This window comes from Yoonia vestfoldensis (assembly GCF_002158905.1).
Classification (GTDB): Bacteria; Pseudomonadota; Alphaproteobacteria; order Rhodobacterales; family Rhodobacteraceae; genus Yoonia; species Yoonia vestfoldensis_B.
The window spans coordinates 2,430,348-2,454,864 of record NZ_CP021431.1; the positions used below are offsets into that span (position 1 = coordinate 2,430,348).

General features: G+C 57.9%; 23 protein-coding genes, 2 pseudogenes and 1 riboswitch. Of the genes and pseudogenes, 9 read left to right on the plus strand and 16 right to left on the minus strand.

The window, feature by feature from the left end; translation table 11 throughout:
* Nucleotides 1-2: 2 nt before the first annotated feature.
* The 6 genes from LOKVESSMR4R_RS12130 to LOKVESSMR4R_RS12150 all read right to left on the minus strand — a co-directional run bounded on the left by LOKVESSMR4R_RS12130 (nt 3) and on the right by LOKVESSMR4R_RS12150 (nt 6,448).
* Nucleotides 3-1,301, minus strand: a complete 1,299-nt coding sequence (locus LOKVESSMR4R_RS12130) for an amidase (protein ID WP_087208753.1) — start codon at nt 1,299-1,301, stop codon at nt 3-5.
* Nucleotides 1,298-1,465 (minus strand): hypothetical protein, encoded by a 168-nt coding sequence (locus tag LOKVESSMR4R_RS20205; protein ID WP_157898206.1) that lies wholly within the window; start codon nt 1,463-1,465, stop codon nt 1,298-1,300. Before LOKVESSMR4R_RS20205 ends, LOKVESSMR4R_RS12130 begins: the two co-directional genes overlap by 4 nt.
* Entirely contained in the window at nt 1,465-2,463 is a 999-nt protein-coding gene (locus LOKVESSMR4R_RS12135) for an ABC transporter permease (protein WP_087208755.1), read from the minus strand. The genes LOKVESSMR4R_RS20205 and LOKVESSMR4R_RS12135 overlap by 1 nt, the downstream gene beginning before the upstream one ends.
* Complete coding sequence (locus LOKVESSMR4R_RS12140) at nt 2,460-4,064, minus strand: sugar ABC transporter ATP-binding protein (RefSeq protein ID WP_087208759.1); 1,605 nt, start codon at nt 4,062-4,064, stop codon at nt 2,460-2,462. Before LOKVESSMR4R_RS12140 ends, LOKVESSMR4R_RS12135 begins: the two co-directional genes overlap by 4 nt.
* A gap of 3 nt (nt 4,065-4,067) precedes the next feature.
* Nucleotides 4,068-5,084 (minus strand): sugar ABC transporter substrate-binding protein, encoded by a 1,017-nt coding sequence (locus LOKVESSMR4R_RS12145; protein ID WP_157898207.1) that lies wholly within the window; start codon nt 5,082-5,084, stop codon nt 4,068-4,070.
* Between the two features lie 203 nt (nt 5,085-5,287).
* Nucleotides 5,288-6,448, minus strand: coding sequence for an MFS transporter (locus LOKVESSMR4R_RS12150; protein ID WP_157898208.1), 1,161 nt, complete (start codon nt 6,446-6,448; stop codon nt 5,288-5,290).
* A gap of 92 nt (nt 6,449-6,540) precedes the next feature.
* Here LOKVESSMR4R_RS12150 and LOKVESSMR4R_RS12155 point away from each other — a divergent pair, with 92 nt between their 5' ends.
* The 5 genes from LOKVESSMR4R_RS12155 (at nt 6,541) to LOKVESSMR4R_RS12175 (ending at nt 11,816) form a co-directional block, all read left to right on the plus strand.
* Entirely contained in the window at nt 6,541-7,353 is an 813-nt protein-coding gene (locus LOKVESSMR4R_RS12155; protein WP_157898209.1) for a GntR family transcriptional regulator, read from the plus strand.
* A 123-nt stretch (nt 7,354-7,476) separates the two neighbouring features.
* Nucleotides 7,477-8,592, plus strand: a complete 1,116-nt coding sequence (rutA, locus tag LOKVESSMR4R_RS12160; protein ID WP_087208765.1) for a pyrimidine utilization protein A — start codon at nt 7,477-7,479, stop codon at nt 8,590-8,592.
* A complete protein-coding gene (locus LOKVESSMR4R_RS12165) occupies nt 8,589-10,037 on the plus strand; it encodes an amidase (RefSeq protein ID WP_087208767.1) in 1,449 nt (482 codons plus the stop codon). The genes rutA and LOKVESSMR4R_RS12165 overlap by 4 nt, the downstream gene beginning before the upstream one ends.
* Nucleotides 10,034-11,308: an amidase gene (locus LOKVESSMR4R_RS12170; protein WP_087208769.1), complete on the plus strand. Its 1,275-nt coding sequence runs from the start codon at nt 10,034-10,036 to the stop codon at nt 11,306-11,308. The genes LOKVESSMR4R_RS12165 and LOKVESSMR4R_RS12170 overlap by 4 nt, the downstream gene beginning before the upstream one ends.
* A gap of 16 nt (nt 11,309-11,324) precedes the next feature.
* Nucleotides 11,325-11,816: a flavin reductase family protein gene (locus LOKVESSMR4R_RS12175; RefSeq protein ID WP_087208771.1), complete on the plus strand. Its 492-nt coding sequence runs from the start codon at nt 11,325-11,327 to the stop codon at nt 11,814-11,816.
* Between the two features lie 282 nt (nt 11,817-12,098).
* Here the strand turns inward: LOKVESSMR4R_RS12175 and LOKVESSMR4R_RS12180 are convergent.
* Nucleotides 12,099-12,550: pseudogene (locus LOKVESSMR4R_RS12180) on the minus strand (transposase); the annotation flags it as partial.
* A 227-nt stretch (nt 12,551-12,777) separates the two neighbouring features.
* Entirely contained in the window at nt 12,778-13,182 is a 405-nt protein-coding gene (locus LOKVESSMR4R_RS12185; RefSeq protein WP_157898210.1) for a hypothetical protein, read from the minus strand.
* A gap of 92 nt (nt 13,183-13,274) precedes the next feature.
* Here LOKVESSMR4R_RS12185 and LOKVESSMR4R_RS12190 point away from each other — a divergent pair, with 92 nt between their 5' ends.
* Nucleotides 13,275-14,366 carry an IS630 family transposase gene (locus LOKVESSMR4R_RS12190; RefSeq protein WP_087207240.1) on the plus strand — a complete coding sequence of 364 codons (1,092 nt, stop codon included), beginning with the start codon at nt 13,275-13,277 and terminating at the stop codon, nt 14,364-14,366.
* A 12-nt stretch (nt 14,367-14,378) separates the two neighbouring features.
* On the opposite strand, the gene LOKVESSMR4R_RS12195 is transcribed toward LOKVESSMR4R_RS12190, so the two are convergent.
* The 8 genes from LOKVESSMR4R_RS12195 to LOKVESSMR4R_RS12230 all read right to left on the minus strand — a co-directional run bounded on the left by LOKVESSMR4R_RS12195 (nt 14,379) and on the right by LOKVESSMR4R_RS12230 (nt 21,297).
* Nucleotides 14,379-14,723, minus strand: coding sequence for a glycosyltransferase family A protein (locus LOKVESSMR4R_RS12195; RefSeq protein ID WP_087208774.1), 345 nt, complete (start codon nt 14,721-14,723; stop codon nt 14,379-14,381).
* Nucleotides 14,724-15,059: 336 nt separating this feature from the next.
* Nucleotides 15,060-15,812, minus strand: coding sequence for an SDR family NAD(P)-dependent oxidoreductase (locus LOKVESSMR4R_RS12200; RefSeq protein ID WP_087213144.1), 753 nt, complete (start codon nt 15,810-15,812; stop codon nt 15,060-15,062).
* A gap of 13 nt (nt 15,813-15,825) precedes the next feature.
* Entirely contained in the window at nt 15,826-16,569 is a 744-nt protein-coding gene (locus tag LOKVESSMR4R_RS12205) for an SDR family NAD(P)-dependent oxidoreductase (RefSeq protein ID WP_204248666.1), read from the minus strand.
* Nucleotides 16,566-18,113 (minus strand): FGGY-family carbohydrate kinase, encoded by a 1,548-nt coding sequence (locus tag LOKVESSMR4R_RS12210; RefSeq protein ID WP_335673963.1) that lies wholly within the window; start codon nt 18,111-18,113, stop codon nt 16,566-16,568. The genes LOKVESSMR4R_RS12205 and LOKVESSMR4R_RS12210 overlap by 4 nt, the downstream gene beginning before the upstream one ends.
* Complete coding sequence (locus LOKVESSMR4R_RS12215) at nt 18,076-18,231, minus strand: carboxymuconolactone decarboxylase family protein (protein WP_237331778.1); 156 nt, start codon at nt 18,229-18,231, stop codon at nt 18,076-18,078. The genes LOKVESSMR4R_RS12210 and LOKVESSMR4R_RS12215 overlap by 38 nt, the downstream gene beginning before the upstream one ends.
* 39 nt (nt 18,232-18,270) lie before the next feature.
* Entirely contained in the window at nt 18,271-19,203 is a 933-nt protein-coding gene (locus tag LOKVESSMR4R_RS12220) for an IS5 family transposase (RefSeq protein ID WP_087207531.1), read from the minus strand.
* Nucleotides 19,204-19,212: 9 nt separating this feature from the next.
* On the minus strand, nt 19,213-20,109 hold the full coding sequence (locus LOKVESSMR4R_RS12225) for an IS110 family transposase (RefSeq protein ID WP_257790129.1): 897 nt from the start codon (nt 20,107-20,109) through the stop codon (nt 19,213-19,215).
* Nucleotides 20,110-20,181: 72 nt separating this feature from the next.
* Nucleotides 20,182-21,297, minus strand: coding sequence for an IS256 family transposase (locus tag LOKVESSMR4R_RS12230; protein WP_087208778.1), 1,116 nt, complete (start codon nt 21,295-21,297; stop codon nt 20,182-20,184).
* 184 nt (nt 21,298-21,481) lie between these two features.
* Nucleotides 21,482-21,620: riboswitch (FMN riboswitch) on the plus strand.
* A 69-nt stretch (nt 21,621-21,689) separates the two neighbouring features.
* Between LOKVESSMR4R_RS12230 and LOKVESSMR4R_RS12235 the strand changes: the two genes are divergently transcribed.
* The 3 genes and pseudogenes from LOKVESSMR4R_RS12235 to LOKVESSMR4R_RS12245 all read left to right on the plus strand — a co-directional run bounded on the left by LOKVESSMR4R_RS12235 (nt 21,690) and on the right by LOKVESSMR4R_RS12245 (nt 24,462).
* Nucleotides 21,690-22,127 (plus strand): 6,7-dimethyl-8-ribityllumazine synthase, encoded by a 438-nt coding sequence (locus LOKVESSMR4R_RS12235; RefSeq protein WP_087208780.1) that lies wholly within the window; start codon nt 21,690-21,692, stop codon nt 22,125-22,127.
* 176 nt (nt 22,128-22,303) lie between these two features.
* Nucleotides 22,304-22,483, plus strand: a pseudogene (locus LOKVESSMR4R_RS12240) (helix-turn-helix domain-containing protein); the annotation flags it as partial.
* Nucleotides 22,484-22,845: 362 nt separating this feature from the next.
* Nucleotides 22,846-24,462 (plus strand): LuxR C-terminal-related transcriptional regulator, encoded by a 1,617-nt coding sequence (locus LOKVESSMR4R_RS12245; RefSeq protein ID WP_087208782.1) that lies wholly within the window; start codon nt 22,846-22,848, stop codon nt 24,460-24,462.
* Nucleotides 24,463-24,517 lie beyond the last annotated feature (55 nt).

Consider the following 24,517-nt stretch of genomic DNA (forward strand, 5'->3'; position numbering starts at 1 on the left):
CTCTATGCGGCAAATGGGTGAGTGGGCCTCAGGGCCATTATCGTCTCAATCTGGGCGGCGATGGTAGCGATACGCGCCTCTTGGTGCGGTGGGCCGATGACTTGCAAGGACAGCGGGCGGTCTTGCACCATTGCGACCGGCAGGCTGATTGCGGGCAAGCCAAGCAAAGAGGCAGGGCGCGTGAAACGCGTCAGCCCGGCAATCACACGATCAAGCTGCGGGTCATTGCCGATATCGACGGTGCCAGCTTGTGGCGGCACATCGGCCAAGGTGGGCATGAGGATCACATCGACCGTTGTGAAAACCTCTGCCATCTGCCGCTGCGCCGCTCGCCGGATCTGACGGGCGCGCAGATAGCTTTGCGCCGGAATGGCCGCTGCTTGGATCAAGCGCGCGCGCACTTGTGGCCCGTAGGTGCCGGAATGCAGGCGCAGGCGGTCCGCGTGGATTGTCGCGGCCTCGCTGATCGCGATAACGTTGGCGGGTTCGGTGAGGTCGTCGAAAAACGCCAGCGGCAGATATGTCAGGCGGTGGTGGTTGCGGGCGAGCTCTTGCGCGACATCGGCCATTGCGGCCTGCATGGCGGCAGAGGCGCTCGCCTGCATCGGCCCGGATAGCAGACCGATCCGCAGGAAACCGGTCACCGTCGGGAAATGCCGCCCGCTGATGATTTCCAGTATCTGCAGCGCACAGCCGACAGATGCCGCAAGCGGGCCGATGCAATCCTGCGTCCACGACAGCGGCATGGCGCCATCGACAGGCACCAGCCCCTGTGTCGGTTTGAAGCCGACCACACCGTTGCAGGCCGCCGGAATGCGGATTGATCCGCCGGTGTCTGAGCCGAGCGCTGCGGGGACGATCCCAGCGGCAACGGCCACGCCCGAGCCGGAGGACGACCCCCCAGTGATTGCGCCAGCCACCACAGGGTTGTCCGGCATGCCGTGATGCGCATTATGGCCGGACGGCCCCATGGCAAACTCGCTCATCCGCAGGCGCCCGATATCGACCTGCCCAGCGGTATCGAGGCGGTCCAGCACTGTCGCGGTTCCAGTGCCGATCGTCGCGGCCGATGCATGTGCGCCCATGCCGACCGCTTCACCGGGTCGGTCGAACATATCTTTATGCGCCAGCGGGATACCGGCCAAGGGGCCATCCCTGCCCGGCAGCGCGCGGATGGTTGCGAAAGCGCAGCCAAGACGCGCTTTCGCGATGGCATCTTGCGTAAGCTCGTGTGCCGAGACTCTGCGCTGGTCCAATGCTTGCCGCAACGCGGCTATCGTGGTGAGGGGTGGCAAGGTCATGGATAGCCTGCCCCAAACGGATCAGACTTTTGCAGCCCATCTTTCGGGCGCAACAAGGGATTATCTGCGATCGCCCGCAGTCGCGACAGTTGATCAACATAGATCGCGCGGTCATCGGGTGAGGGCGCACCCCCCAGAAAGGCGGTCAGGATTTCATCCATCATCAGCCAAAGCTTTGCGGTTGGCGGCCACGTACAAGCTGTGACAGGGATACAGCCACGACAAGTGCGCCACCATAGAACAGGCTTTGCACATAGGCATCGGCGCCCAGCATAGTCAGCCCAGTGATTCCCGTGATCAGGAAGTAAACCGACAATAGCGTGCCTAAAGGGTTGAACCGACCGGGATAAAGGGTCGTGGCCCCGAGGAATGCCGCAGCGAAGGCCGGCAGCAACAGGCCGGACCCCGAGTTTGGATCAGCAGAGCCTGTCATGCCTGCATAAAGTACCCCGGCAATCGCGGCGAGGGTGGATGAGGTGACCAGTGCCATGGCGCGGACCCTGTCAACCTTGACGCCGTTCAGCCGTGCCACCTCGCGCCCGCGCCCGACGAACAACAGCTTGCGGCCCGCAATTGTGTATTCAAGCGCCCACCACATGATCAAGGCCAGTGCGAGACCGTAATAAAAGGCCAGCGGGATGCCGGCCAACCGCTTGATCACGACCAGTTGCACAAGCTCCATCGAAATGCCCGAGATCGTGCGGCTTTGCGACATCCACAGCGTCAGCCCTTGCAGGAAGGTGCCGACGCCAAGCGTAATGATCAGCGAATGAATCCGGAAAAACAGCACGAAAAAGGCGTTGATCGCCCCGATCAGCGCCCCGATGCCAAGCGCCAGCACGATGGACAGGCCAATCGGCAGACCAAGCTGCACATTGGTGACGGCCACCAGCATTGCGGTGAAGACCAGCACATTGGCGGCGGATAGATCAAAATCCCCCGCCGTCAGCGGCACCAGAATCGCAAGCGCCAGAACGACAAGCACCGCCTGTGATCCGAACATCGAACTAAAAGTTCGCCATTTCAGGAATGTATCCGGCACGGCCAGCGCGAAAACGACGATCAGTACCGCCCAAGCGCCGAGCAGGGCAAAACGCTCCATCTCTTTTGTCCAGTTGCGGCGGGGTTTGGCGGTGATGGGGTTGGTCGTTCCTGCCGTCATGCAAAGACCTCCGTATCCTGAGGGACGTCATTGGTTTGGCGCAGATCGTTGCCCAGACAGGCGCACGCGATCTTGTCTTTGGCGACATCAGCGCCGGTGAGTTCCTGCACCGGCACGCCCCAGCGAAACACGATCACCCGGTCGCAAAGCTGTGCCAGCTGTTCGTGATCGGTTGAGGCGACAAGGATTTTCATGCCGCGTGCTGCAGCCTGATCCAAGGCTGCGAAAATCTGCTGGCGTGCGCCGTAATCGACGCCCTGCGTCGGTTCATCGAGGCATAAAAGCTGCGGCTCTTCGGCCAGCCATTTGCCAAGTAATACCTTTTGCTGATTGCCACCCGACAGATTGCCAAGGTCCGCCGCCGGATTGGCTGGGCGCACATCATGTGCTGCGATCAGCGCTTTGGTCGCGCGTGTCATCATTGCATGGCTCAGCCCCGGACCGTGCCGCATGCGGGGCAATGCCAGAAAGCTAGCGTTTTCGGTGACCGAGAGGGTGGCCACACCGCCCTGCCCCATTCTGTCGCCCGGCAACAGGGCTATGCCTGCGCCATGCGCCTTTGCAGGTGACAGATGGGCCGCGTCCAACTGCGTCTTGCCCACAGTGATTTGCCCCTGACCGGGTGTTGCACCGAACAAAAGATACGGCACATCAGCAAAGCCTGAGCCGATCAGGCCAGTGATACCAAGGATTTCACCTTTTTTCAGCGTTGCATCAAATCCTTTGCACCGGCCACCAAGCAAGCCCGTGATCGTCACATTGGGATGTGTGGGCGCTGTTTTGGCAGCACGGTCATAGGCCGATATCACCCGACCGACGATTGTATCAAGAATTTGCTGGCGGCTTGTATCCTGCGTGTTCAGAATTGCCGCAAGCCGCCCGTCGCGCATCACGGCAACACGGTTGGTCAGGCTCAAGACCTCGTCAATGTCATGGGTGACGATGATCACCGACGCGCCGGTTTCGCGGATACCACGCAGAAGCGTGAAAAGCTTATCGACATCAGCGACGGACAGAAATGGTGTCGGTTCGTCCAGCACCAGAATACCTTCTCCGCCCCGGCCTGCATCCGATTGTCGCAATTCGGCAAAGGCGCGGACGATGGCGACAAAGGCACGCTCGACCGGGGAGAGTGACGCGACGATCGCGTCCGGGTCTATGGTCAGGCCGAATTCGGCCATCAGTGCCGATATCCTGCGCCTTTCTTTGCCCCAGTTAATGCCGTACGGACGCAGCGATCTGTCAGAGATCAGCATATTGTCGATCACCGACAGGCTTGGTACCAAGGCCAGATGCTGATGCACGAAGGCGACCCCCATCTGCCGGATTTGCCCTGCATCAAGCGGGAGAGCCAGGTCTTCGCCCCAGAGCCGCACGACGCTGCCGGGTTCAGGTGAGTTGAACCCCGCAAGCACCTTGATCAGCGTTGACTTGCCGGACCCGTTCGCCCCCAACAGACCAAGAATTTCCTTGCGGCGTAGTGTCAGGGTAACATCCTTGAGCACCTCGACAGGGCCGAATTTCATTCTGATATTTGACATCCGCAGGATATCGGCGTCATGCGTGGTGACACCGGGCGGGGACAGCGGCTCGACATTCATGGCTTAGTCCAGCATCCAGAGTTCGCGGAAACCGGCGATATGTGCATCGCCATATCCATCATCGAAATTGGCCGGAACGCCGACGGTTTCGATATTGGATTCGTCGAAAATCACCAGCGGGATGCCCAGATCATCCGGCACCGGCAGCCCGCAGAGCTGGCGCATCTGCACATCGACCGCCGCATATCCGGCCCAGCCAAGGCTTTCCCCGATCACCATTTGCACCGTACCTTCCCGAACCATATCAAGCACGAAAGGAGTGCCATTGAAGCTTGCGATCGGCACATCGGCCCCGGCGATCCGCAAGGCGGGGGTGACGAATTGTGACATACTGTCGTAGATTGGGATGATGAAATTGATATCAGGGTTCGACAGCAAGGCCGATTGCACACCCGATTGGATACGCGTGCCCCATTCGGCCAGTGGCACGTTGAGATATTGCTGCGCGCAATCGGGGCAATATTCGGTCAGCGACGCCTGAATGCTTTCGACAAAAGGCGTCGTCGGCAGAACATCGTCGGACCCGATGATCAGGACATTGGGCGCACCGTCAGTTTGGATGAATGCCCAAGCCGCCAGAATGTCACCGACTGTGGAAAATGGCACCTTGGCGGAGGCATCGACGATGTCAGCCTGTTTCTGCGTTTCATCATACAGATGGGTCGTGGTGATGGTCAGCCCCGCCTCGCGCGCCTGCATCAGTTGCGGCCCAATCACGACAGGGTTCAGACCACCGGCAAGATCGACTAGATCATAGCCTTGCGACATAGCCTGATCGACACCTTGGATGTAGGAATCCATCCCGCCTTGCGTTTCCCAAACCGTGTAGCGAAACCCGACATCGGCCGCAGCGCGCGACATCGCATCTTCCAGTGCGACCGCAAACGGGATCGTCATCGTCACTGGAATCGAAAATACTGATTTATCAGCCATGCAAGCACGGGCATCAAACGGTTCACCCTGTGGCACGAAGGCTGGAATTTCCCGATGCTTTTCGATCAGAGCCAATGCATCGTCCATGGCATCGGCCTGCGCAGTAGCAGGAATCAAGAGCGGTAAAAGCAGATATGTGGTGCGGAGTCTCATTGGCATGTCCCCATGTATGTTGGTCAAATCAATTGTCCGGACATATTTGATAAAATAAAGCCAATTTTATGATCTCTATGATTAATTTTGCAATTTGCTGAAAATATCGGCGCTTATAACCACGGACTGCTGATTATTTATGTCCGGACAAATATATCTGCCTTGTGCTGACGATAGCCGAGCACCCCACCGATCAGACCGGGTATCGCACCGATGGCAAAACATAGCGGGTAACTTCCCAGCAGCTGGTAAAGTGCGGCGAATAAGGATGGCCCGACGATCACCCCAATAAAGGTATAAGACAAAATGGCCCCAGTCGCAGCACCGACGCGCCCTGGCGATGCCGTGCGGGCGATTGCTGCCAGAAACACGCCGTTCCAGCCAGAGGCGCAGGCCCCAAGCGCAACAACGACGAAGGCCAGAACCAGTTGCGGCAATAAAGGTTGAAAGTAGAGCGCCAGTGACAGCCCCCCCGCCGCAAAGCCGAGCGCCGATAGCACGCGAAACGGACCAAACCGGTCAGCAACAACTCCCCAGCCCACGCGGCCTGTCGCGCCAGCAATCTGCAAAGCCGCGCCCAAGGCACCGGCAGCGGTGATCGACCAACCGATCTCGACCAAGGACACAACTGCGAAGGCTGTCACCGTCAACTGCATTGCCGACATAAGACAACCCAGCGCCGCAAGCGTGCGCAAGGCAGGATCGCGCATGATCGCCTTTTGCTCGTTCACGGCGGTTGAGAATATGCCGGGAAACCGCCCGCGGCGGCGCGCGGGCCGGTGCCACATACGCCGCAAGGTCGGCGGCAAAAGGATCGCAGGCAAAAACGACAGCGCCAATATCGCTGCCTGCCAGCTTGACAGCCACAGCGCCAACGGCGGTAGAAAAGCACTGGCGACAACCGCCCCCAAAGGCACACCACTTTGCTTGAGCGAAAAGATCAGGCTGCGGCGTTTGTCCGATGCCACCTCTTGCAGAATGACGGATGACGCAGGGTTGTTGATGCCGTAGGCAATCCCGAACAGGACGGAGGCCGCGACCATCAGCACCGGGCTGGCGCTGGCCAGCAGCACCAGACCGATGATCAGCAGGACCAGTTCGGTTGCAATGATCGCCTCACCGCTAAGCCGCGCGACCAGACTGCCGGCGCAAAGCGATGCGAAAAGCCCTGCGAAGTAGATAAAGCTCACCTGATACCCGATCCAGTAAGCACCAACGCCAATCGTTCCTGCAACAATCGGGGCAAGTGCGGTCAAAGCAAGAACGCTCGAGGTTGCGGCAATCTGAACGGCGGTCATCCGCGATAGCGTCAGCCACACCTGCGAAGTAGAAGGCTGAGTCTCGCCAAAGTGTTGTAGACTTGACATAATATGATCTGCCACAGGTACGTTTGTATCGTTTCGCTCCAGATACACATATGTCCGGACAAATAACAAGAGGACGCAAACCCGATATGCCCCCCCACCTGGACCGCGCCTCACCGCTCTATCTACAGATCGCGCATAAACTGGAACAACGCATTCGCGACGATATCTATCCCATCGGAACCCTGCTGCCGACCGAGGCGGAGCTTGTGAGTGCATTTCAGGTGTCGCGCTATACTGTGCGTCAGGCGATTGATCAGTTGAAACGCAATGGCACCGTCACCGCGCGTAAAGGGGTGGGTACGATGGTGAATACCAAAGGCAATGATTGGCGCACCCGGTTCCGGGGCCAGTCACGGCATGATCTGTTCGACTTCTCGCGCGATTCGGAACTGCATTTCCAGACCAAGACAGAGGTGATCGCCCGCCAGGAGATCGCGCATGAAATGGGAATTACCACCGGTCGCGCCTTCACCTATGCCGCTGGTTTGCGTTATTTTAAGGGCGAAGACCTGCCTTTTTGTTGGAACGAGGTCTATCTTGATGAAAGCGTGGCAGAGGTGCTGCAGGGCGTGGACGTTCTGCGCAAGGCGCTGTTCCATATGGTCGAAAGTTACACCGGAGAGCGAATTGCCTCAATCCATCAGGAACTGTCACCGGTACAACTGACAGCTGATCTGGCAGGAAAACTGATGCTGCCCACAGGATCGCTCGCTTTGCGGATGACACGCCGCTATTTGTCATCGCGCGGGCGTTTGCTAGAATATGCGATTCAGACCCTGCCGGCGGAACGGTTCAGTTACCGGACCGTGCTGTCAGCGGGTGAGCCGGGGACATGACATGTTCAAAATTTCGACAACCACACCAATAGGTAGCAAGAATTCCGGGCGCCGCAAAAATTTTAGCATTGTCCGGACATTTAACCCCACCAAAGACTAGCACGGACCACCAAAATCGAAACCATGTCCATACAAACCCCAACAGGAAGGTATTGCTATGGACATGGGCGTCTTTATCCTATCGGGAACAACGGCTGGCTGATTTCTGAAACCGCGCCACAATACAAACCCTCGTTTGAACTGAATAAACAGGTCGTGCAAAAGGCAGAGGGCTACGGCCTCGAATTCGCGCTTTCGATGATCAAACTGCGTGGTTTCGGCGGCAAGACTGAATTCTGGGATCATAATCTCGAAAGCTTCACGCTGATGGCCGGGCTGGCCGCAGTCACCAGCAAGATCAAGCTGTTTGCCTCGACAGCAATCCTTACTCTACCGCCAGCGCTTGTAGCGCGGATGGCATCAACGATCGATTCCATCGCACCGGGGCGGTTTGGTGTGAATATCGTCACCGGCTGGGCCAAGAACGAATATACCCAGATGGATCTTTGGCCCGGCGACGCATATTTTGGCTATCGCTACGATTACGGTGCCGAATATGTCAGCGTCATGCGCGATCTTTGGGAAAACGGCACGTCCGATTTCAAGGGCAAGTACTTCACCATGGATGATTGCAAACTCTCGCCACAGCCAAGCAAGGTTGAAATCGTCGCAGCCGGGCAATCAGCCAAGGGCATGGCCTTTGCCGCCGAACATGCCGATTACAATTTTGTCATGGGTGTCGGGATCAACACGCCGCTCGCATTTTCGGACGGTGCTGAAACGCTGGTCAAGGCCGCGAAACAGGCAGGCCGCGATGTCGGTGCCTATGTGCTGTTCATGATTATCGCAGACGAGACCGATGAAAAGGCAATGGCGCGCTGGGAACATCTGCGCTCTGGCGTCGATGCTGACGCGCTGGCCTGGATGGCGGATCAAGGGTCCAAGGACACGGCCGCCGATGATACCTCGACCGCAAAGCACATCAACCTGCCACAGGGTGCGGTGAATTTCAATATGGGCACTCTGGTCGGATCCTATGAGACGGTCGCGCGGATGCTGGATGATGTGGCAAACATCGAAGGCGTGAAAGGTATCATGATGACCTTCGATGATTTCCTTGAAGGTCTGGATACCTTTGGCCAAAAGGTGCAGCCGTTGATGCAATGCCGTCAAAGCAAGCTGGCGCTTGCTGCTGAATGAAAGACGCCATCCCATCGGGCGGCCTTCCTCTCGGGCCGCCCGCCGACCCTTTTGGCGCCTTTGATCTGAAGGCATGTGTCAGGCGTTTGTCGGCGCCGCATGCTGACTGGGACACGATCGGCGCGCCGGACGGCATTGCTGATCTACTGTCGCAATACGCAAAAGGTCAGACCAGCCCAGCCGCAGAATTCGCCCGCTTTCGTGCGGCGGTCAACGCGCCGAGGGCGGCAGAGGCAGTTCTGTCGGTGCTGGATAGCACCGCTGCGGTGGAGGATTCCACCGCGCGCTGGCAGGCCGGCAAGGCGCGTCCGCTGGAAGGCATTCTTTTCGGAGTAAAGGCGATCATTGATGTCGCGGGCGCAGAAATCACTTTCGGGTCGCTGTTGACCGGATCACATGCTGCCGCAAAAGATGCGCATGCTGTGGCCCGGCTGCGCGAGGCAGGCGCGATCCCCGTCGCGATGCTGGCGACCACAGAATTCGCCGCAGGCTCACCGTTCAATCCAAGGCATGGTGTTGTGACCAATCCCTACGATGCCGACCGTTGGACGGGCGGGTCGTCGACCGGATCAGGTGCCGCCGTGGCGCGACGCCTGCTGCCCTTCGCGCTTGGCACCGATACCGGCGGGTCAATCCGTGTGCCGTCCTGCTGGTGCGGGATCACCGGGCTGAAGCCGACACGCGCCTTACTGTCGACTGTCGGGGTCGCACCGCTGAGCTGGACGCTGGATCATCTGGGCCCGATGGGACTTTGCGCAGCGGATCTGGTGAAGGTCATGGCGATACTGGGCGAGGTACAGCCGCGCCGACTGTATCAATTGCGCATCGGCGTGCCGGACGGCTGGTTCACCGATAAAGTCGATACCGCAGTTCTGCAAGCTTGGCGCGCGGCGCTGCAGGTCATGGAAACACTGGGCGCGACCTGCGTGCCAATCGACACAGCCACAACATTCGGCGAGATGGCCGCCAATCATGAGGCGGGGTGGACCATCCTGACAGCCGAACTCGCCGCGAGCCAGCGGCACAACAAAAATCGGCGTGAGGCACAGGATGCAGGCCTGCAGTCGCGTATCTCGCGCGGTGAAAAAATCGCCGCCGCGGACTATCTGCTCGCCATGGGTCATCGCAGCGCCCTGATCGGAAGGCTTCTGGCGCGATGGGACGTTGATGTGCTGGTCACCCCCGGCCTTGGCGGCGAGGCCGGGCACCTTGATGGCTTGCGGATCGATATCGATGGAACGCCACATGGGTTCGATATCATCTCTCGCAATACAATGATCTGGGATCTGGTCGGCTTTCCGGCGCTGATGCTACCCTCCGGGGTCGGATCAAGCGGTCTGCCACTCGGGATACAAATCGTCGCGCGGCCTTATGACGATGCGCTGTGTCTTGCGCTTGGCGCGGCATTTCAGGGGGTGACAGCACATCACCTGATGCAGCCATGAAAGATCTGACACAGCTTGGTGCCGTTCAGGCGCGCGCAGGGATCCTGCGCCGAGACTTCACAGCGCTTGATCTGACACGCGCATGCTTAGCACGGATTGCCAGCCGCGATGAGGCTGTCAAAGCATGGCTTTGCCTCAATCCGCAGGCAGAGGCGGAAGCGAAGCAGATCGAGGCGGACGATCCGCGCCCCCTGGCGGGCTTGCCCATCGGTGTAAAGGATGTCTTTGCCACCGCGCAGATGCCGACAACCTACAACTCCCCACTCTACGCCCATCATCAGCCAGCAGGCGACGCCGCCGTCGTCATGATGCTGCGCGCAGCAGGTGCGATCATTCTCGGCAAAACCGACACGACCGAATTCGCCGCCGCAGGGCGGGATGCCGCGACTTGTAACCCAAGACAGCCAGCGCATACGCCGGGCGGGTCTTCCGCCGGGTCCGCGGCGGCGGTGGCTGATTGCCATGTCCCACTTGCGATTGCGACGCAGACCGGGGGATCGACCATCCGCCCTGCCAGCTTTTGCGGTAGCTACGGCATGAAACCCAGCTTCGGCCTAATTTCCACCGAAGGACTGAAACCCTACGCGCCAAGTTTTGATACCGTCGGATTTCATGCCCGCCATGTCGAGGACATGGCCCTGCTCGCTGGCGTGTTTGACTTGCCGGACAATGGTGCTGTGGGCCGCATAACTCTAGGCCTGTGTCACACGCCCTACCACGACAGGCTAACACAGCCGATGATTGATGCGCTGACCCGCGCAGCCAACTTGCCTTGCGCCCTGCCCTTCACGTTGCCGGCAGATTTTGCACAGATCGACAGCTTGCACAGGCAGATCATGTTCGCAGAAGGGGCTGCAGCCTTCCTGCCCCTTGCGCAGACGCAACCGGGTGGGCTGCACCAAGATTTCTGCGACCGGGTCAACAGCCGCACATCAGGCACAATGCGTGCAGCGTTCAGCGCAAGGGATCGTCTGACTGAACTTGCGATGCAATTGGAAATGATGATGGCAGATGCAGGGATCGCAGCTTTGCTCGCCCCGGCTGCGCCAGGGACAGCCCCGCTGGGCCGCATCCCGGGAAATCCGCTATTCAATGCGATCTGGACGGCGTTGCAGATGCCATGCATCGCCTTGCCTGCCGGCTGCCATGAGGGTCTGCCGGTCGGCCTTCAACTGGTTGGCCCGCGCGCCTCTGATGCAGGTTTACTGCGGATCGCGGCGACAATCGCACCTCAGCTTTTGAATATGGAGACGCCTTTTGCCCCTACCTGACGATTTCAAGAATGGCATGCGCCGCCTTGCTGCCGGTGTCAGCCTGATCACGACAATTGACGATAACTTCCGCTACGGCGTGATCGCAACAGCTGTCACATCGGTCTGTGCGGCGCCACCGACGCTGTTGATCTGTATCAACCGCAGCGCGTCGATCCACGATCACCTGCTGCGGGCCGGCTGCTTTTGCGTCAATGTTCTGTCTGCCGACCAATCCGCGATCGCCACCCGCTTTGCCACGCCCGCAGCACGCGAAACACGGTTCGACACGGGCAAGTGGTCCGTCCGCGAAACCGGCGCACCCGCACTTATCGGTGCTTGCGTCAGCTTCGATTGCCGCACCGCACATCATCTGGAGCACGGGACCCATACGGTGATTTTCGGTGAGATTCGCGATGTCTGGATACAGCAAAGCATGTGCCCGCTAACCTATCACGAAGGTCAGTTCGGCACGCATGCTGAACTGACGTCGGCTAAATTATCAGCCAATTCACACCAAAGACTTTGAACAGCTGTTTGCTCCACATATCGCCTGCGCCTTCGTCACGCTAACAAGCCGCGCTTAGCAAGATTGCGCATCAACGTGATCTGATCCCCAAGATTTCGGACCATTCAAAAGGAGAGTTTGCCCTCGTAACGTTCAAAGCAACGAGAAGAACAAAGAGTACGGAAGTCGCGTTTCACAGAGGAACAAATTGTTGGGATTTTGCAGAATATGACCTGCTCCCCTGAGAGTCCTCGTTTATGAGTTAGCTCTGTTCAGGTTTTAGTCTTCCTCTGACCGGTTAGCATACTCGAACCGCTGCCGTTCGGATGACAGATCCGTCAGTCGCGCCCGCAGCTCAATATCCTCCGATCGCGTCTCTGACCGCCGACAAACACGCGGATCGATGCCAACCAAACCGCAGGCCCGCCGCTGTCGGTATCCTTTCTATGTCATGGCCAAGTCCACGGCACGCCGCCGCGCACCAGGCTTCAGACGTCTTTTCCCAGCATTTCCTTCAGCGTCGACACATCCATCATCTGTTCGGCCAGCAGCTTCTTGAGCTTGGTATGCTCGGCCTCGAGCGCCTTTAGCTTCTTCGCATCCGACACCTCCATGCCGCCAAACTTTGCACGCCATTTATAGAAGGTCGCATCGCTGACGCCGTGCTTGCGGCACAGCTCCTTCGCACCAAGCCCGGCCTGATGCTCTTTCAATATGTCGATGATCTGTTCTTCCGTGAACCTTGATCGCTTCATCGTCCGTCTCCTTCGCAAGGAACAGACTGACCCCAAATCGCGGACTTTTCAGGGGAGCAGGTCATGGCCTGAGCCTTGGTATTGAGGAGAAGTCCGAACGCAAAAAGCGCCCCGTGGGGCGCTGTGGTGTTGTGGTTGTTGGCGTATTTTGGTTGCGGGAGCTGGATTTGGACACTGTTTATGCCGTTTCAGGGAAGCCCCCTAAAACCCCAGACCCTCTTTCAGACCTACAGCACCCCGATCCCTGAAGTCTGGCCCCTATTGGGTTCGGAGAAAAGCGCCGGCGTGTCATGGCAGAAGACTGTTATCTCACCACTGAGGCAGGCATTTTCAACTGCGACGGCAGTCAGGATATTCCGCCGCGTCGCCTTTGAGATTGCTGGGCCATCCAGCACTTCGATCAGGAAATCACGCCAATCGGTGCGGGGTGCTGAGCCTGAGAGCTTTTCGCTCCGGTTGTCGGCGGATTTGTCCCAGATGGCACCAATACGCGGCGACCAGACAACATCACCCAAAAGTGCCAAACGGCCCCAGCCGATTTTGTCTTCGCCAAACCGGACACCTTCGGGAAACCCCTGGCTCTCTATCAGGCACCTTCTCCACGTTCCAGCTGTGCTCGAGGAGACGATCATGGGCCCGGAACTCATTGCCTCAAAGAAACAGGCTAGTATTCCCCGCCTGACATAAGATTCCCAAGGCCGCCGCATCGTGGCATGATCGGCGGATGAGACGAACCGACATCTGCCTTTACCTTGGCCCCGCCGACCGCGCTGAGCTTCAAGCCCTGCTGACCAACCGCAACACGCCGCGCAAGCTTGTCTGGCGGGCAGATATCGTGCTGGCGACAGCGGACGGTCGGGGCACCGTTGCGATCATGCGGCGGACGGGCATGTCGAAGCCGACGGTCTGGCGCTGGCAGGAGCGGTATCTCGATGAGGGCGTGCCGGGGCTCAAGCGCGACAAGACGCGTCCCTCGCGCGTGCCGCCGCTTCCCAGGGAGGTCCGGTTGAAGGTGATCGCGAAGACCGTGCAGGAGACGCCGCCCAATGCCACGCACTGGAGCCGCACGACGATGGCCGAGGCGGTGGGCATATCGCCGTCGAGCGTCGGGCGGATATGGGCGGATGCCGGGCTGAAGCCGCATATCGTGAAGGGGTTCAAGATCTCGAACGACCCTATGTTCGAGGAGAAGGTCACCGACATCGTTGGGCTCTACCTCAACCCGCCGGATCGGGCTGTTGTGCTCTGCGTCGATGAGAAGTCCCAGATCCAGGCGCTCGATCGGACGCAGCCGGGCCTGCCCCTCAAGAAGGGACGCGCGTCGACGATGACCCATGATTACAAGCGCCATGGCACCACCACGCTCTTCGCCGCGCTGGACGTCAAGTCGGGCTTGGTCATCGGCGACTGCATGCCCCGCCACCGCGCCAAGGAGTTCCTGATCTTCCTCCGCCGGATCGACCGGGCCGTGAAGAAACCGCGCGACATCCATCTGGTTCTCGACAACTACGCCACCCACAAGACGCCCGAGGTGCAGGCCTGGCTGGAGAAGCATCCCCGGTTCAAGCTGCACTTCACACCCACCAGCGCGTCCTGGCTGAACCTCGTCGAGCGCTTCTTCGCCGAGATCACGGCAAAGCGCATTCGCCGCGGCAGCTACTCCAGCGTCGACGATCTCGAAGGCGCAATCTACGACTACCTGCTCCAGCACAACGCCAAGCCGAAGCCCTTCGTCTGGAGCAAAACCGCCAAGGGCATCCTCACCCGAGAGCGCCGCGCACTCGACGCGCTCGACCAAATCAGGGGAAATCGGTAGCAAATGTCGGACTCAGAACACTAGCGGTCCGCGACGATCAGATCCAATTCCGAAGCGGTGGTGTTTTGCCGTTCGATCCGGCGAAATCTCGCCCCACGCATCTGCATACAGCGCGGCTTCCGGGAATTCCGACATGAGAACCAGTATCTCTGAAACATGATGATCCTCCCAAGTGTCATCTGCATCCAGAAATAAGATGACTTCCCCACGCGCAGCTTTCCAACCGGCGTTGCGGGCAGCCGCGGCGCCCTGATTTTCCTGTCTGATGAGATGAAGAACACTTGCGTGATCGGGCTTCTCTGTCGCCCAGTCTCTTACCACATCAATTGAGCCATCAGTAGAACCTCCATCCACCACGAGAAGTTCAAAAGCGACGTCTGCGAGGCAGCAGGACCAATATCAAGCTCATGAGTGTGAATAGAGCGACCAACCAGTCAATCGGAAAATACGTATGTCAACGCGATCGTGCGGGACAAGCCGAATATTTTTGCAAGGTCCTTGGGCATAAGCACAGGGATCCCCTTCACCTTATCTCGGTCTGCAAGCTCTCCGTAGGCGTTGAAAACTGCAAACCGGATTAATGGATCGCTCGAGCGAAAGTCCAACTCCGAAACAATATCTGTCGACTTGTCCTTGCACCACCGGTCATAGTCACGAATGCTGCGAAGGTAGTTGGCAAAACTGATTTTGACGTTAGGAGAACACAATACCACCGTCTACGTTTAACGTTTGACCTGTCACGAAGGCGGATTCGTCTGATGCAAAAAACGCTACGGGGCCGACAACATCTTCGGGGTCGCCAATGCGTGCCAATGCGGTTTTCTCTTGCCACGCGTTGCGCACCTGTGGGTCTTCTAGGTTTACCCGGCCCATTTCTGTCAAAATGATACCCGGACACACACAGTTGACGGTAATCCCCATTGGCCCGACTTCTTGAGCCAAGACCCGCGAGAACCCCATCACGGCCGCTTTGGAGGCGGAATAGTGGGCCTGCTCGGGCGCGCCGTGTTTGCCACCGATGGAGGCGATGTTGACAATCCGACCGTAGTTGCGGGCCTTCATTGCCGGCAAGAACGACTGTATCACCATGAAAGATCCTTTGGCGTTGACGTCCATCACACTGTCCCACGCGTCCTCGGGTAATCCGTCGACGGCACCCGCGATCAGGATGCCTGCGTTATTTACGATGGCATCGATCTTGGCAAAATCATGCAAGATCGCCGCGGCCATGGAATTGACCTGCGTATGGTTGCTGACGTCAGCATGGTACACCTCAGCCCGTTGACCAAGTGCCCGGATATCGGTGGCGACCTGTGATAGATTATGGTCTTGATTGGGCAAGCCGTTGAGCGCCACATCGTAGCCACGCTGGGCCAATCCCAGGGCGATGGCAGCACCGATGCCACGGCTGGCCCCTGTCACAAGCGCGGTTTTGCTATCGGTCATGTCAGTCTTCTCCTCAGGTTGCTGTATATCCACCGTCGACCGTCAAAACGGTTCCGGTAATGAAGCTCGCGGCATCCGAAGCAAGGAACACTACAGCATCCGCGATCTCGTGGGGTTCGCCCAAGCGGCCCATGGGCGTACGATCAAGCCAAGTGTCAAACCAGTCGGCCCGCGACCGCCCTGCCAGCGTCAATTCAGTCGCCGTATATCCCGGCGCGACGGCATTGACGCGCACCCCGGATTTGGCCCATTCGACGGCCATGGATTTGACCAGCAGGTTAACCCCGGCTTTAGAAGCGTTATAAGCGGCCTGCGGTTGAGGCCAGACGACGATTTCGCCACACATAGACGACGTGCAAACAAAAGCACCTTCACCGCGTGTCAACATTCTCGGCCCGAATGCGCGTAAGGTGTTAAATACACCACCAAGATTCACGTCGATCACACGGGCGAAGTCTTTTGCCTCCACCTCGGCAGAAGGGGAATTGTGGACGATCCCAGCGTTAGCAATGACGATGTTGGGGAATTCAATGTCTGCTAGGGACTGGCACGCACTGCTGTCGGTGACGTCGAGTTTGTGAAAGCGACCACCTAATTCTGCTGCGAGTGTCTGCCCCGCCTCTTCGTCCAAATCAACGATGACAACAGTTGCACCGGCCTCGGCCAAGGCTTGACTGATCGCCGCGCCGATGCCTTTGGCCCCACCCGTGACCAGCGCGACCTTGTTGCTTAGGTCCAATCGGGTTGTGATGCTCACCGTTGAACACCTTTCAGAGCAGGGTAAAGCGCGCGGTAGCGGTCATAGATATCCCGATATTGCGCAACATTCGCGGCAATCGGGTCGATTGTGCGGCCCGGATGAACCATCGCCGCGATCCCGTCGTCGATTGTGGCAAAATGGCCTGCGCCATGGGCTGCCAGCACGGCAGAGCCGGTTGATGGCGCGTCAGGCGAAGATGGCACACGCACCGGAAGGCCCGACGTATCCGCATGGATTTGCAACCACAGCTGTGAGGCGGATGCGCCACCGCCCACCGTCATTTCATCCGCTGCGTAACCGGCCGCCTTGAATGCGTCCAAAATCGCGCGGGTGCCAAATCCGATGCCTTCCATCATGGCTCGGAAGATGTGGTGTTTTTCGTGCGCCAGCGTGAGACCGACGATTGCGCCACGCGACAGCGGGTCGGTATAAGGTGTCCGGTTCCCCTGAAAATGGTCTTGAACAATCAGCCCGTCACTGCCGGGCGCAAGTTCGGCTGCTTTCGCGTTCAGCTCATCGAAATCCAGCCCGCCGGTCAGACGGCCCAGCCAGTTGATGATCGATCCGGTCGAGGTTTGGCCGCCTTCGACAATATAGCGATCAGGATAAACGATATCAGCATACGCGCCCCAGACGCCCGGCGCGCTTAGCGGCGCTTCGGTGACGCCAAATTGCAGGTGGGACGAACCGGTGACCATCGCAATCTGTCCGGGCTTTGCGACCCCAAGGCCAATCATGCCGATCAATGCATCGGCCCCGCCCTGCACGACCTTGGTCGATTGCGGCATGCCAAGTTCATTCGCCGCAGACGCGGTCAACGTGCCCACAACATCACCAGGTGCGACGACGCGGTCCGGCCATTTGTCCAGCAGATCACCCATTCCAAGGGCATTAACCAACGATGTGGCCCACCCCCCATCGCGATTGCGGTAGTGCCAGCGAAGGCCAACATTATCAAGGCTCGCAGCCCATTCCCCGGTCAGGTGATAGGTCATATAATCCTGATATTCGCAAATTCGGTGGGCCTTATCGTAGATCTCAGGCTCGTTGCGCTTGAGCCAAAGTGCTTTGGGGATCATCCACTCGGCCGACACAGGGCCCGCCCCCGCGCTGTTCAAATCAAGTGCCGCGTCGCCCGTTGCCAGAACGGCGTCTGCCTCTTTGTTGGCGCGCACGTCCATCCAGATCAATGCAGGTCGCAAAGCATGGCCTTCTTTATCAAGTGCGACAACAGAGCAGCATGTTGTCGCGCAGGTAATCGCTTCGATCTGGGCGGGGTCGACGCCAGCCTCTTTGATCGCGACTTTGGAAGCGATCAAGAAGTTGGCCCACCAATCCGCCGGGTTTTGTTCGGCCCGCGCCCCCGCTGAAAACGTCGTCTTGTATGTTTCCGCGTGGCTTCCCAGACACGTCCCCTTAAGGTCGTAAATGCGCGCACGCAGGCTTTCTGTGCCCCCGTCGACTGTCAAAAAATATGCCATCGCTCCCTCCCATTCTTGGCGTTCAAAGTGCGCGGAATGCCTCCAACGCTTTGCCAGCATACATGATGGCGGGGCCACCACCCATTTCGACTGCGACCTCCAAAGCCTCGATCAAGGCAGCCTCGTCCGATCCGTGCCGTTTGGCGGCATCGACATGATACAGGGCTTTGTTGCACAAACCCGCTTGGGGACGTGTTTCCCCTGACCCCGGACGGATTTAGCCTACGGCGACCGTACGCGGTATGCCAAGAGCTGTGAAGCCGTTTAGGATCGCGGCACGGATCTGGATCTCTGCAACCTGGCGATCGAAGTCCCGCGCCGAGAGGCGCTGACCGAGTAGCTTTACACAATGCATTTTTGTCTCAACGCGGCTCCGGCGGTGATATCCAGTCAGGTTTCGCCACAAAGCACGACCCAGATACTTTGAGGATCGCACTGCTTCGTTACGCGCTTTCGCTCCTGCTGTGTCAGGTTTCCACATCTTGGCGTTCTTGCGCGGGGGTATGACGGCGTGCGCATTGCGTGCCGCAATCGCATCATGGCATTTGCGTGTATCATATGCTCCGTCCGCCGTGACGCTGCCAAGCTCCTGATCAGGTGGGATCTGGCTGAGCAAGTCTGGCAGCATCGGGGCGTCCCCAATGCTGCTACTCGTCACCTCGATCGCGCGGATCTCCAGCGTTTCCTCATCGACCCCAATGTGGATCTTGCGCCACAAGCGGCGCTTTGGACCGCCATGCTTGCGGGCATTCCACTCTCCTTCGCCTTCAGCCTTAATGCCTGTGCTGTCGACAAGCAGGTGAAGTGGTCCTGCTGATCCCTTGTAAGGGATGGCGACGGACAACGTCTTCTGACGCCGACACAGGGTACTGAAGTCCGGCACCGACCAGTCCAGCTCAACCCGTTTCAGCAAGCTCTCCACAAACCCGGTCGTCTGCCGCAAGGGCAAGCCGAATAGTACCTTGAGGGTCAAACAGGCTTGGATGGCTGCATCGCTGTAGGTTTTCTGACGCCCACGGCGTCCAGAGGCCTCTGCTTCCCATGACATCTCTGGATCAAACCAGATCGACAGCGATCCCCGCTGCTTAAGTGAATGATTGTACTCTGCCCAGTTCCGGGTCTTGTACGTAGTCGGTGTCCAGCTGCTCATCGCAACCCGCTACCACGCTGGATTCACACAGTGAATCCCCTCATGATGGGATTTGTGCAACAAAGCCGCATCGACCAACAATGCTCTCATTGCCTTATCCCCCTGTTTCGAGATGCGACCTGACCAGTCGACATCACCGGATTGGAATCGTTTGGGCGTCAGTCCAAGGAACGCGCCCACATCAGATGATTTGGCGAACCTGCTAGGGTCTTCAATGAGTGCGATGAAACTGAGTGACACGAGCGGACCAACGCCCGGGATCGTCATGAAACGTTTGGCTACGGAGTGCCTTGCAGCCTTAGTCTTCAACGCTTTTTCCAAATCGGCAGCCGCCTCGCACAGCCGTGCGTGGATGTCGCTGAAGCCATCTGCCAGCGTGCGCAGGATCGGGTCTGTTTCGCCCGCTACCGCGAGTTGATCGCGAAAATTCTGCCTCTGCTTTCCTTTTGTGATGCCCGTCACGCGAATGCCAAACGTTTTCAGCACACCACGCACATGACCTTCGAGATCCTTACGCAAGCGGATCAGCCTCTCGCGGGCACCGACAAGTGCACGAACGCGGTCTGCCTCAACGGACCTGATATACACCGGCGTGAACCACCCTGTCCGCGCCAGCTGAGCGAGGCCTTCTGCATCAGATGCATCTGACTTGTTGATCCGGGCGGAGAGACTTTTATGGGCGCGCCTGGCATCAATACAAACAACTGGCAGGCCTAGCTCTTGAAAGCCCCTTTGCAACCAAATCGACAGTTGTCCGCTTTCATGCACGATGATTTTGGGGCTGAGCTTTCGGTTCTTGAACCAGCCGTCAACTGCCATCGGGTCCGCCGGTATCGTGGCGCGGGTTATGATTGTTCCGTCTTCATCAATGACGCATACAGAAATCTCTCTCAAAGATACGTCCAAACCTGCCTAATATGTCATGGTTGTTCTCCTTGTGGCTATCCATGCCATTAACCTACAGAACACGACGGGCTGCTACAGAGCGGCCGCCGCACTCACACCATGTGTTTGGGCGATTTGAAGGTTGGCGGCGATCTGGTCTGTGGTTGTGGCTTCAATTCCGTTTTTGAACCTGAAGCCTGTGATGACTTTAGCGAGGTAATCAAAGCCGCGTAGTTTTCTCCAGTTTTGCTCGGCGCATTGGCCCAGTTTGAACATCATGTGTAGCATGCCATCGCGTGACTGGCAGCCCTTTGATCGCTTGGTGCGATGTCGGATCGTGGCGAAGGCAGATTCAATCGGATTGCTGGTGCGGATGCTTTGCCAATGCTGAGCTGGGAAGTCGAAGAATGCCATGAGTTCGGCCCGATCTTTTTGCAGGCACAACGTCGCCTTGGGATACTTGGCCTCATAGCTTTTGATGAACAAATCGAAGGCCTTCTCCGCATCCTCTTTGGTCTCGGCCTGCCAGATGTTGTGGATCGCAGCTTTGGCCTTTGGCTGGGATAGCTTGGGCAGGCAGTAGAGCACATTCATCGTCTTGTGCTGCCAGCACCGCTGCTGACGGGACGTCGGATAGACTTCTTCCAGTGCCGCCCAGAACCCCATGGCGCCATCCCCGATCGCCAGCTTTGGGGCATTCATTCCCCGATCTTTGAGGCTGAGAAGCACCTCGCGCCAACTCTGGGTGCTCTCGCGCACCCAAAGTTGGCGCGAGACTGTATTCGCCGACAGTCCAGTCGCATCAGGACCCAGAAGAACTTTGAGTGCCGCGCCCATTTCGCCGCTGGAAATCCCTTTGAGGTAGAGCCAGGGCAAGGCCGCCTCCAGCGTCTTGGTGCGGCGCACATAGGGCGGCACCAAGGCAGAGCGGAAGGTCACAGGCGTGCCGTCTTTTGAGCGAGCCTTGGGAATGCGAACACTCACAGGGCCAATGCTGGTTTGGAGTGGTCGCTCTGGATGATGTCCATTGCGCACGACGGCCGCGTGACCTGAATCCGTGCGCATGTCGGCGAACTGCGCAAGATAGCTGGCAAGCTCTGCCTCAACTGCTGTCGCGATCAATTCCTGCGCTCCCGTTCTGAGCAATTCCGTCAGCGCATCCGTCATCCCGTCTCGACGCGCAAAATCAATAATGTTAGTCGTTTCCATGGTGGTGTATTTCCTTTGGTTGGGCTGCTGTCTCGCAACAACAATTCAACCAGATACGCCGCCAACCTTCAAATCGCCCAAACACCAGATCCAGTCATAACTCACAGTGGGGTGCGCGATTTGAATGTCTGAACCCGCCTTTCAGACACAGACTTGTCTTTTGCGGCTATTCCCGTCATTAGGTGCGCGTTCTCAGGGCGGGGTGAAATTCCCCACCGGCGGTGATAGCCCGCGAGCGCCTTTCGGTATCTGCCGGAAGGGTCAAGCAGACACCGGTGAAATTCCGGGGCCGACGGTTAAAGTCCGGATGGAAGAGAACCAGCCGTCGAGCCCTTGGGCCCGTGCGGGTGGCATCGCCTTGGGACCATTTTTGAAACGCAAAGGATGGTTCCATGACTGACATCACTAACATTGCCTTCATCAAGGCCCGATGGCACGCTGAGATCGTCGATCAGGCGCTGATCGGATTCGAAAAGCGTCTTGCCGCGTGCGGCGCAACGGCAAAGATCGCGACCTTCGACGTCCCCGGTGCCTTCGAGATGCCACTGCTGGCGCAAAAGCTGGGCCGGAGCGGCAATTACGACGCTATCGTCTGTGCCGCGCTCGTCGTCGATGGCGGCATCTACCGCCATGATTTTGTCGCACAGGCTGTGGTCGACGGTCTGATGCGTGCGCAGTTGGAGACGAGCGTACCGACGTTCTCGGTCTCGCTCACGCCGCACCACTTTCAGCCAACGAAAGAGCATATCGCATTCTTCCACGACCATTTCGTCAAGAAGGGCGAAGAGGCCGCAGATGCAGTGTTGATGGTCGCGGCATTGGAGGCCTGAGATGAGCCTGCCCGCCTTTTCATTCGCCACTGCCACCGAAATCCGTTTCGGCCGAGGCGAGGGGCGGCGGGCAGTTCCAGATCTGGCCGGACTCGGTTAGCGCGTGGTGCTGGTTCATGGTGCCTCAGCGGCGCGCGCGGACTGGCTGCTCGATGCCTTTATCGCCGAAGGCTGCTCGATCCCCGCGTGCCTTGCGCGCCGTGCTGACCGAATGGCCCCTTGTATCTGCTCCGATGGCCGAGGCCTTGACAGGCGTCAGCCGCGCGGCTGTTCAGCGCAACCTTGCTTGGATGGAATCGCGGGGGCTGGTCCGCGAGATGACCGGGCATGGGCGCTATCGAATGTGGCGCATTTGAACTACCAAATGGCGTAACCGGTTGAGAAGTCGAAGCACTTAAGAAACCATGGCGGCGAGAGCGCGTGCCAAGCTTCATTCAATGTGAAGATGAGAAAACCTACAAAATCAATGATTATGCGTTGTCCTCTAATGTAAGATGTTGCACCCCAAAACCGATCTTCTTACCTACATATATGAGACAGAGTTCGAGTAGATCAGTGCCGAAAAACGAGAGAATGCCGCTAGATGGCTCCCTAATTTCGACTCTAATGGCAAAAATATGCACCTACGCAACGGACCTCGGAATTAAAGGCTACGCGACAGCGGATCTTGCTGCGGGTGCTTCAAAGAAATGTAAAAAAGACACGCTGGTGAAAGCATATGCCGAAAGTCCCAATCAATCCGATTCCTTCTAGTAGACTATCAATTGCAGAAATTAGCGACTCTGGGGGGTGGAGATTGTTCATGCGAATGGCGCATGAACCGTTGGAAGCGGGCCAAGCGATCAGCGACGAACTTGCGCAAATGTGGCCCGAGGCGGTCCTCGGAATTATCTTTTCTGAGGCCAAGAGCGGGGCGACGGTCAAGGCAAGAAATGATTTCCAACGATGGAAAAGTGCCTTTGAGACGATGGCCCAGTCTAACCCCGAACTCGCCGTAGACATCGATCTTGTTGACATGCACCTAGCAGTTTACGAGGATAGATCGTTTGCCCAGAGCGATCTGGAGCGCATGAGGATAGTACGGCAAAATGTTGCCGAAGGGGACCATATCGGTCGGGGCCTGGCCTGTAACCACCTTTGTAATATCGCGCTTCAAATGGGTGATTTTGACCTCGCTCAAAAATACGCGGAACAGGCGATAAGAGCATATCTTGATGGCAAAGCGGATTTTGGTGCAATGCACCTTCACACGCATCTGGCACAAATCCGATTGATGCGTGGTGATTTGGACGGTGCGAACGACGTGCTGCGAAGCATGGAAGCGCAGCTTGGACGTCTGCCTGGGCAGGCTCAATGGTTGATATCTGTTGCGCGAATATTGCGCGCAGAAGTGGCCTATGAAGCCAACGATCTTGAGCAAGCCAAGCTGCTTTTTCGCACGGCGTTCAATCATGTGGAATATAAGGACGCGTGGTTTGACATCTTGACAGCCGCTTACCGCGTCAGCACACGACTGGCCTTCGCAGAGTCCGGACTGCCAGGTGCACTTGAAGCCCTCTCCCATGCTGAACAGATGGCGCAAGATAGAGCCATGCCGCGTCTGTATCGCTTAATGCAGGTCGAGCGCGTGCGAGCCCTCACCTTGTCCGACGAACTTCGTGCTGCAACGAACTTGCTCAGTGAAATAGGAGTATCAACCGACAGATCACAGCTGGAAGAGAGCCAGGATCTGGCTTTTCGGCAGGGTACGACGTTTGTTGCTGTTGCGCGGCTCATGGTGCGAAATAGGAGATCTCAGGACGCACTTTCTTTTATAGCACCGGCAGAGGACTTGGCTATTCGGCGAGGTCAGTTGCTTTCACTTGCCAAGCTACGGGTGGTTGCTGCAATGGCACACTGGCAGTTGGGTAGTCGTATGGAGGCGACTACCAGCCTTCTGAGCGCTATCAGACTTCTTGGCGAGCAACCATTCTATCGTTTCATACTCGATGAAGGGCCGCAGATGCGGTTCATCGTTCAAGCAGCTTTGGATGGTGACTATGTTTCCGTCCGACCCACGCGTTCTCAACGCCGCAGGCTGAGTGAGATGATGCAATATTGGGTAACTCAAGGCCGAGTTAATCCAGGGCAGGAGAAAAGTGACGTTGCTGACTTACACCATCGCTATATCGAACTTTTGGCTCTTGGGCACGCCAACAAGGAAATAGCCCGCATTATGGGCGTTTCTGACAACACAGTTAAGTATCATTTAAAGCAAATATTTCGCGATCTTGATGCCGACAATCGAGGCCGAGCAGTTCAGCGGGCCAGAGATCTCGGATGGCTTGATACCTAACTACCCCATTGGGTAGTCGCCTGCTGAGCTAGACTGTTTCATCCTACTTCCAACC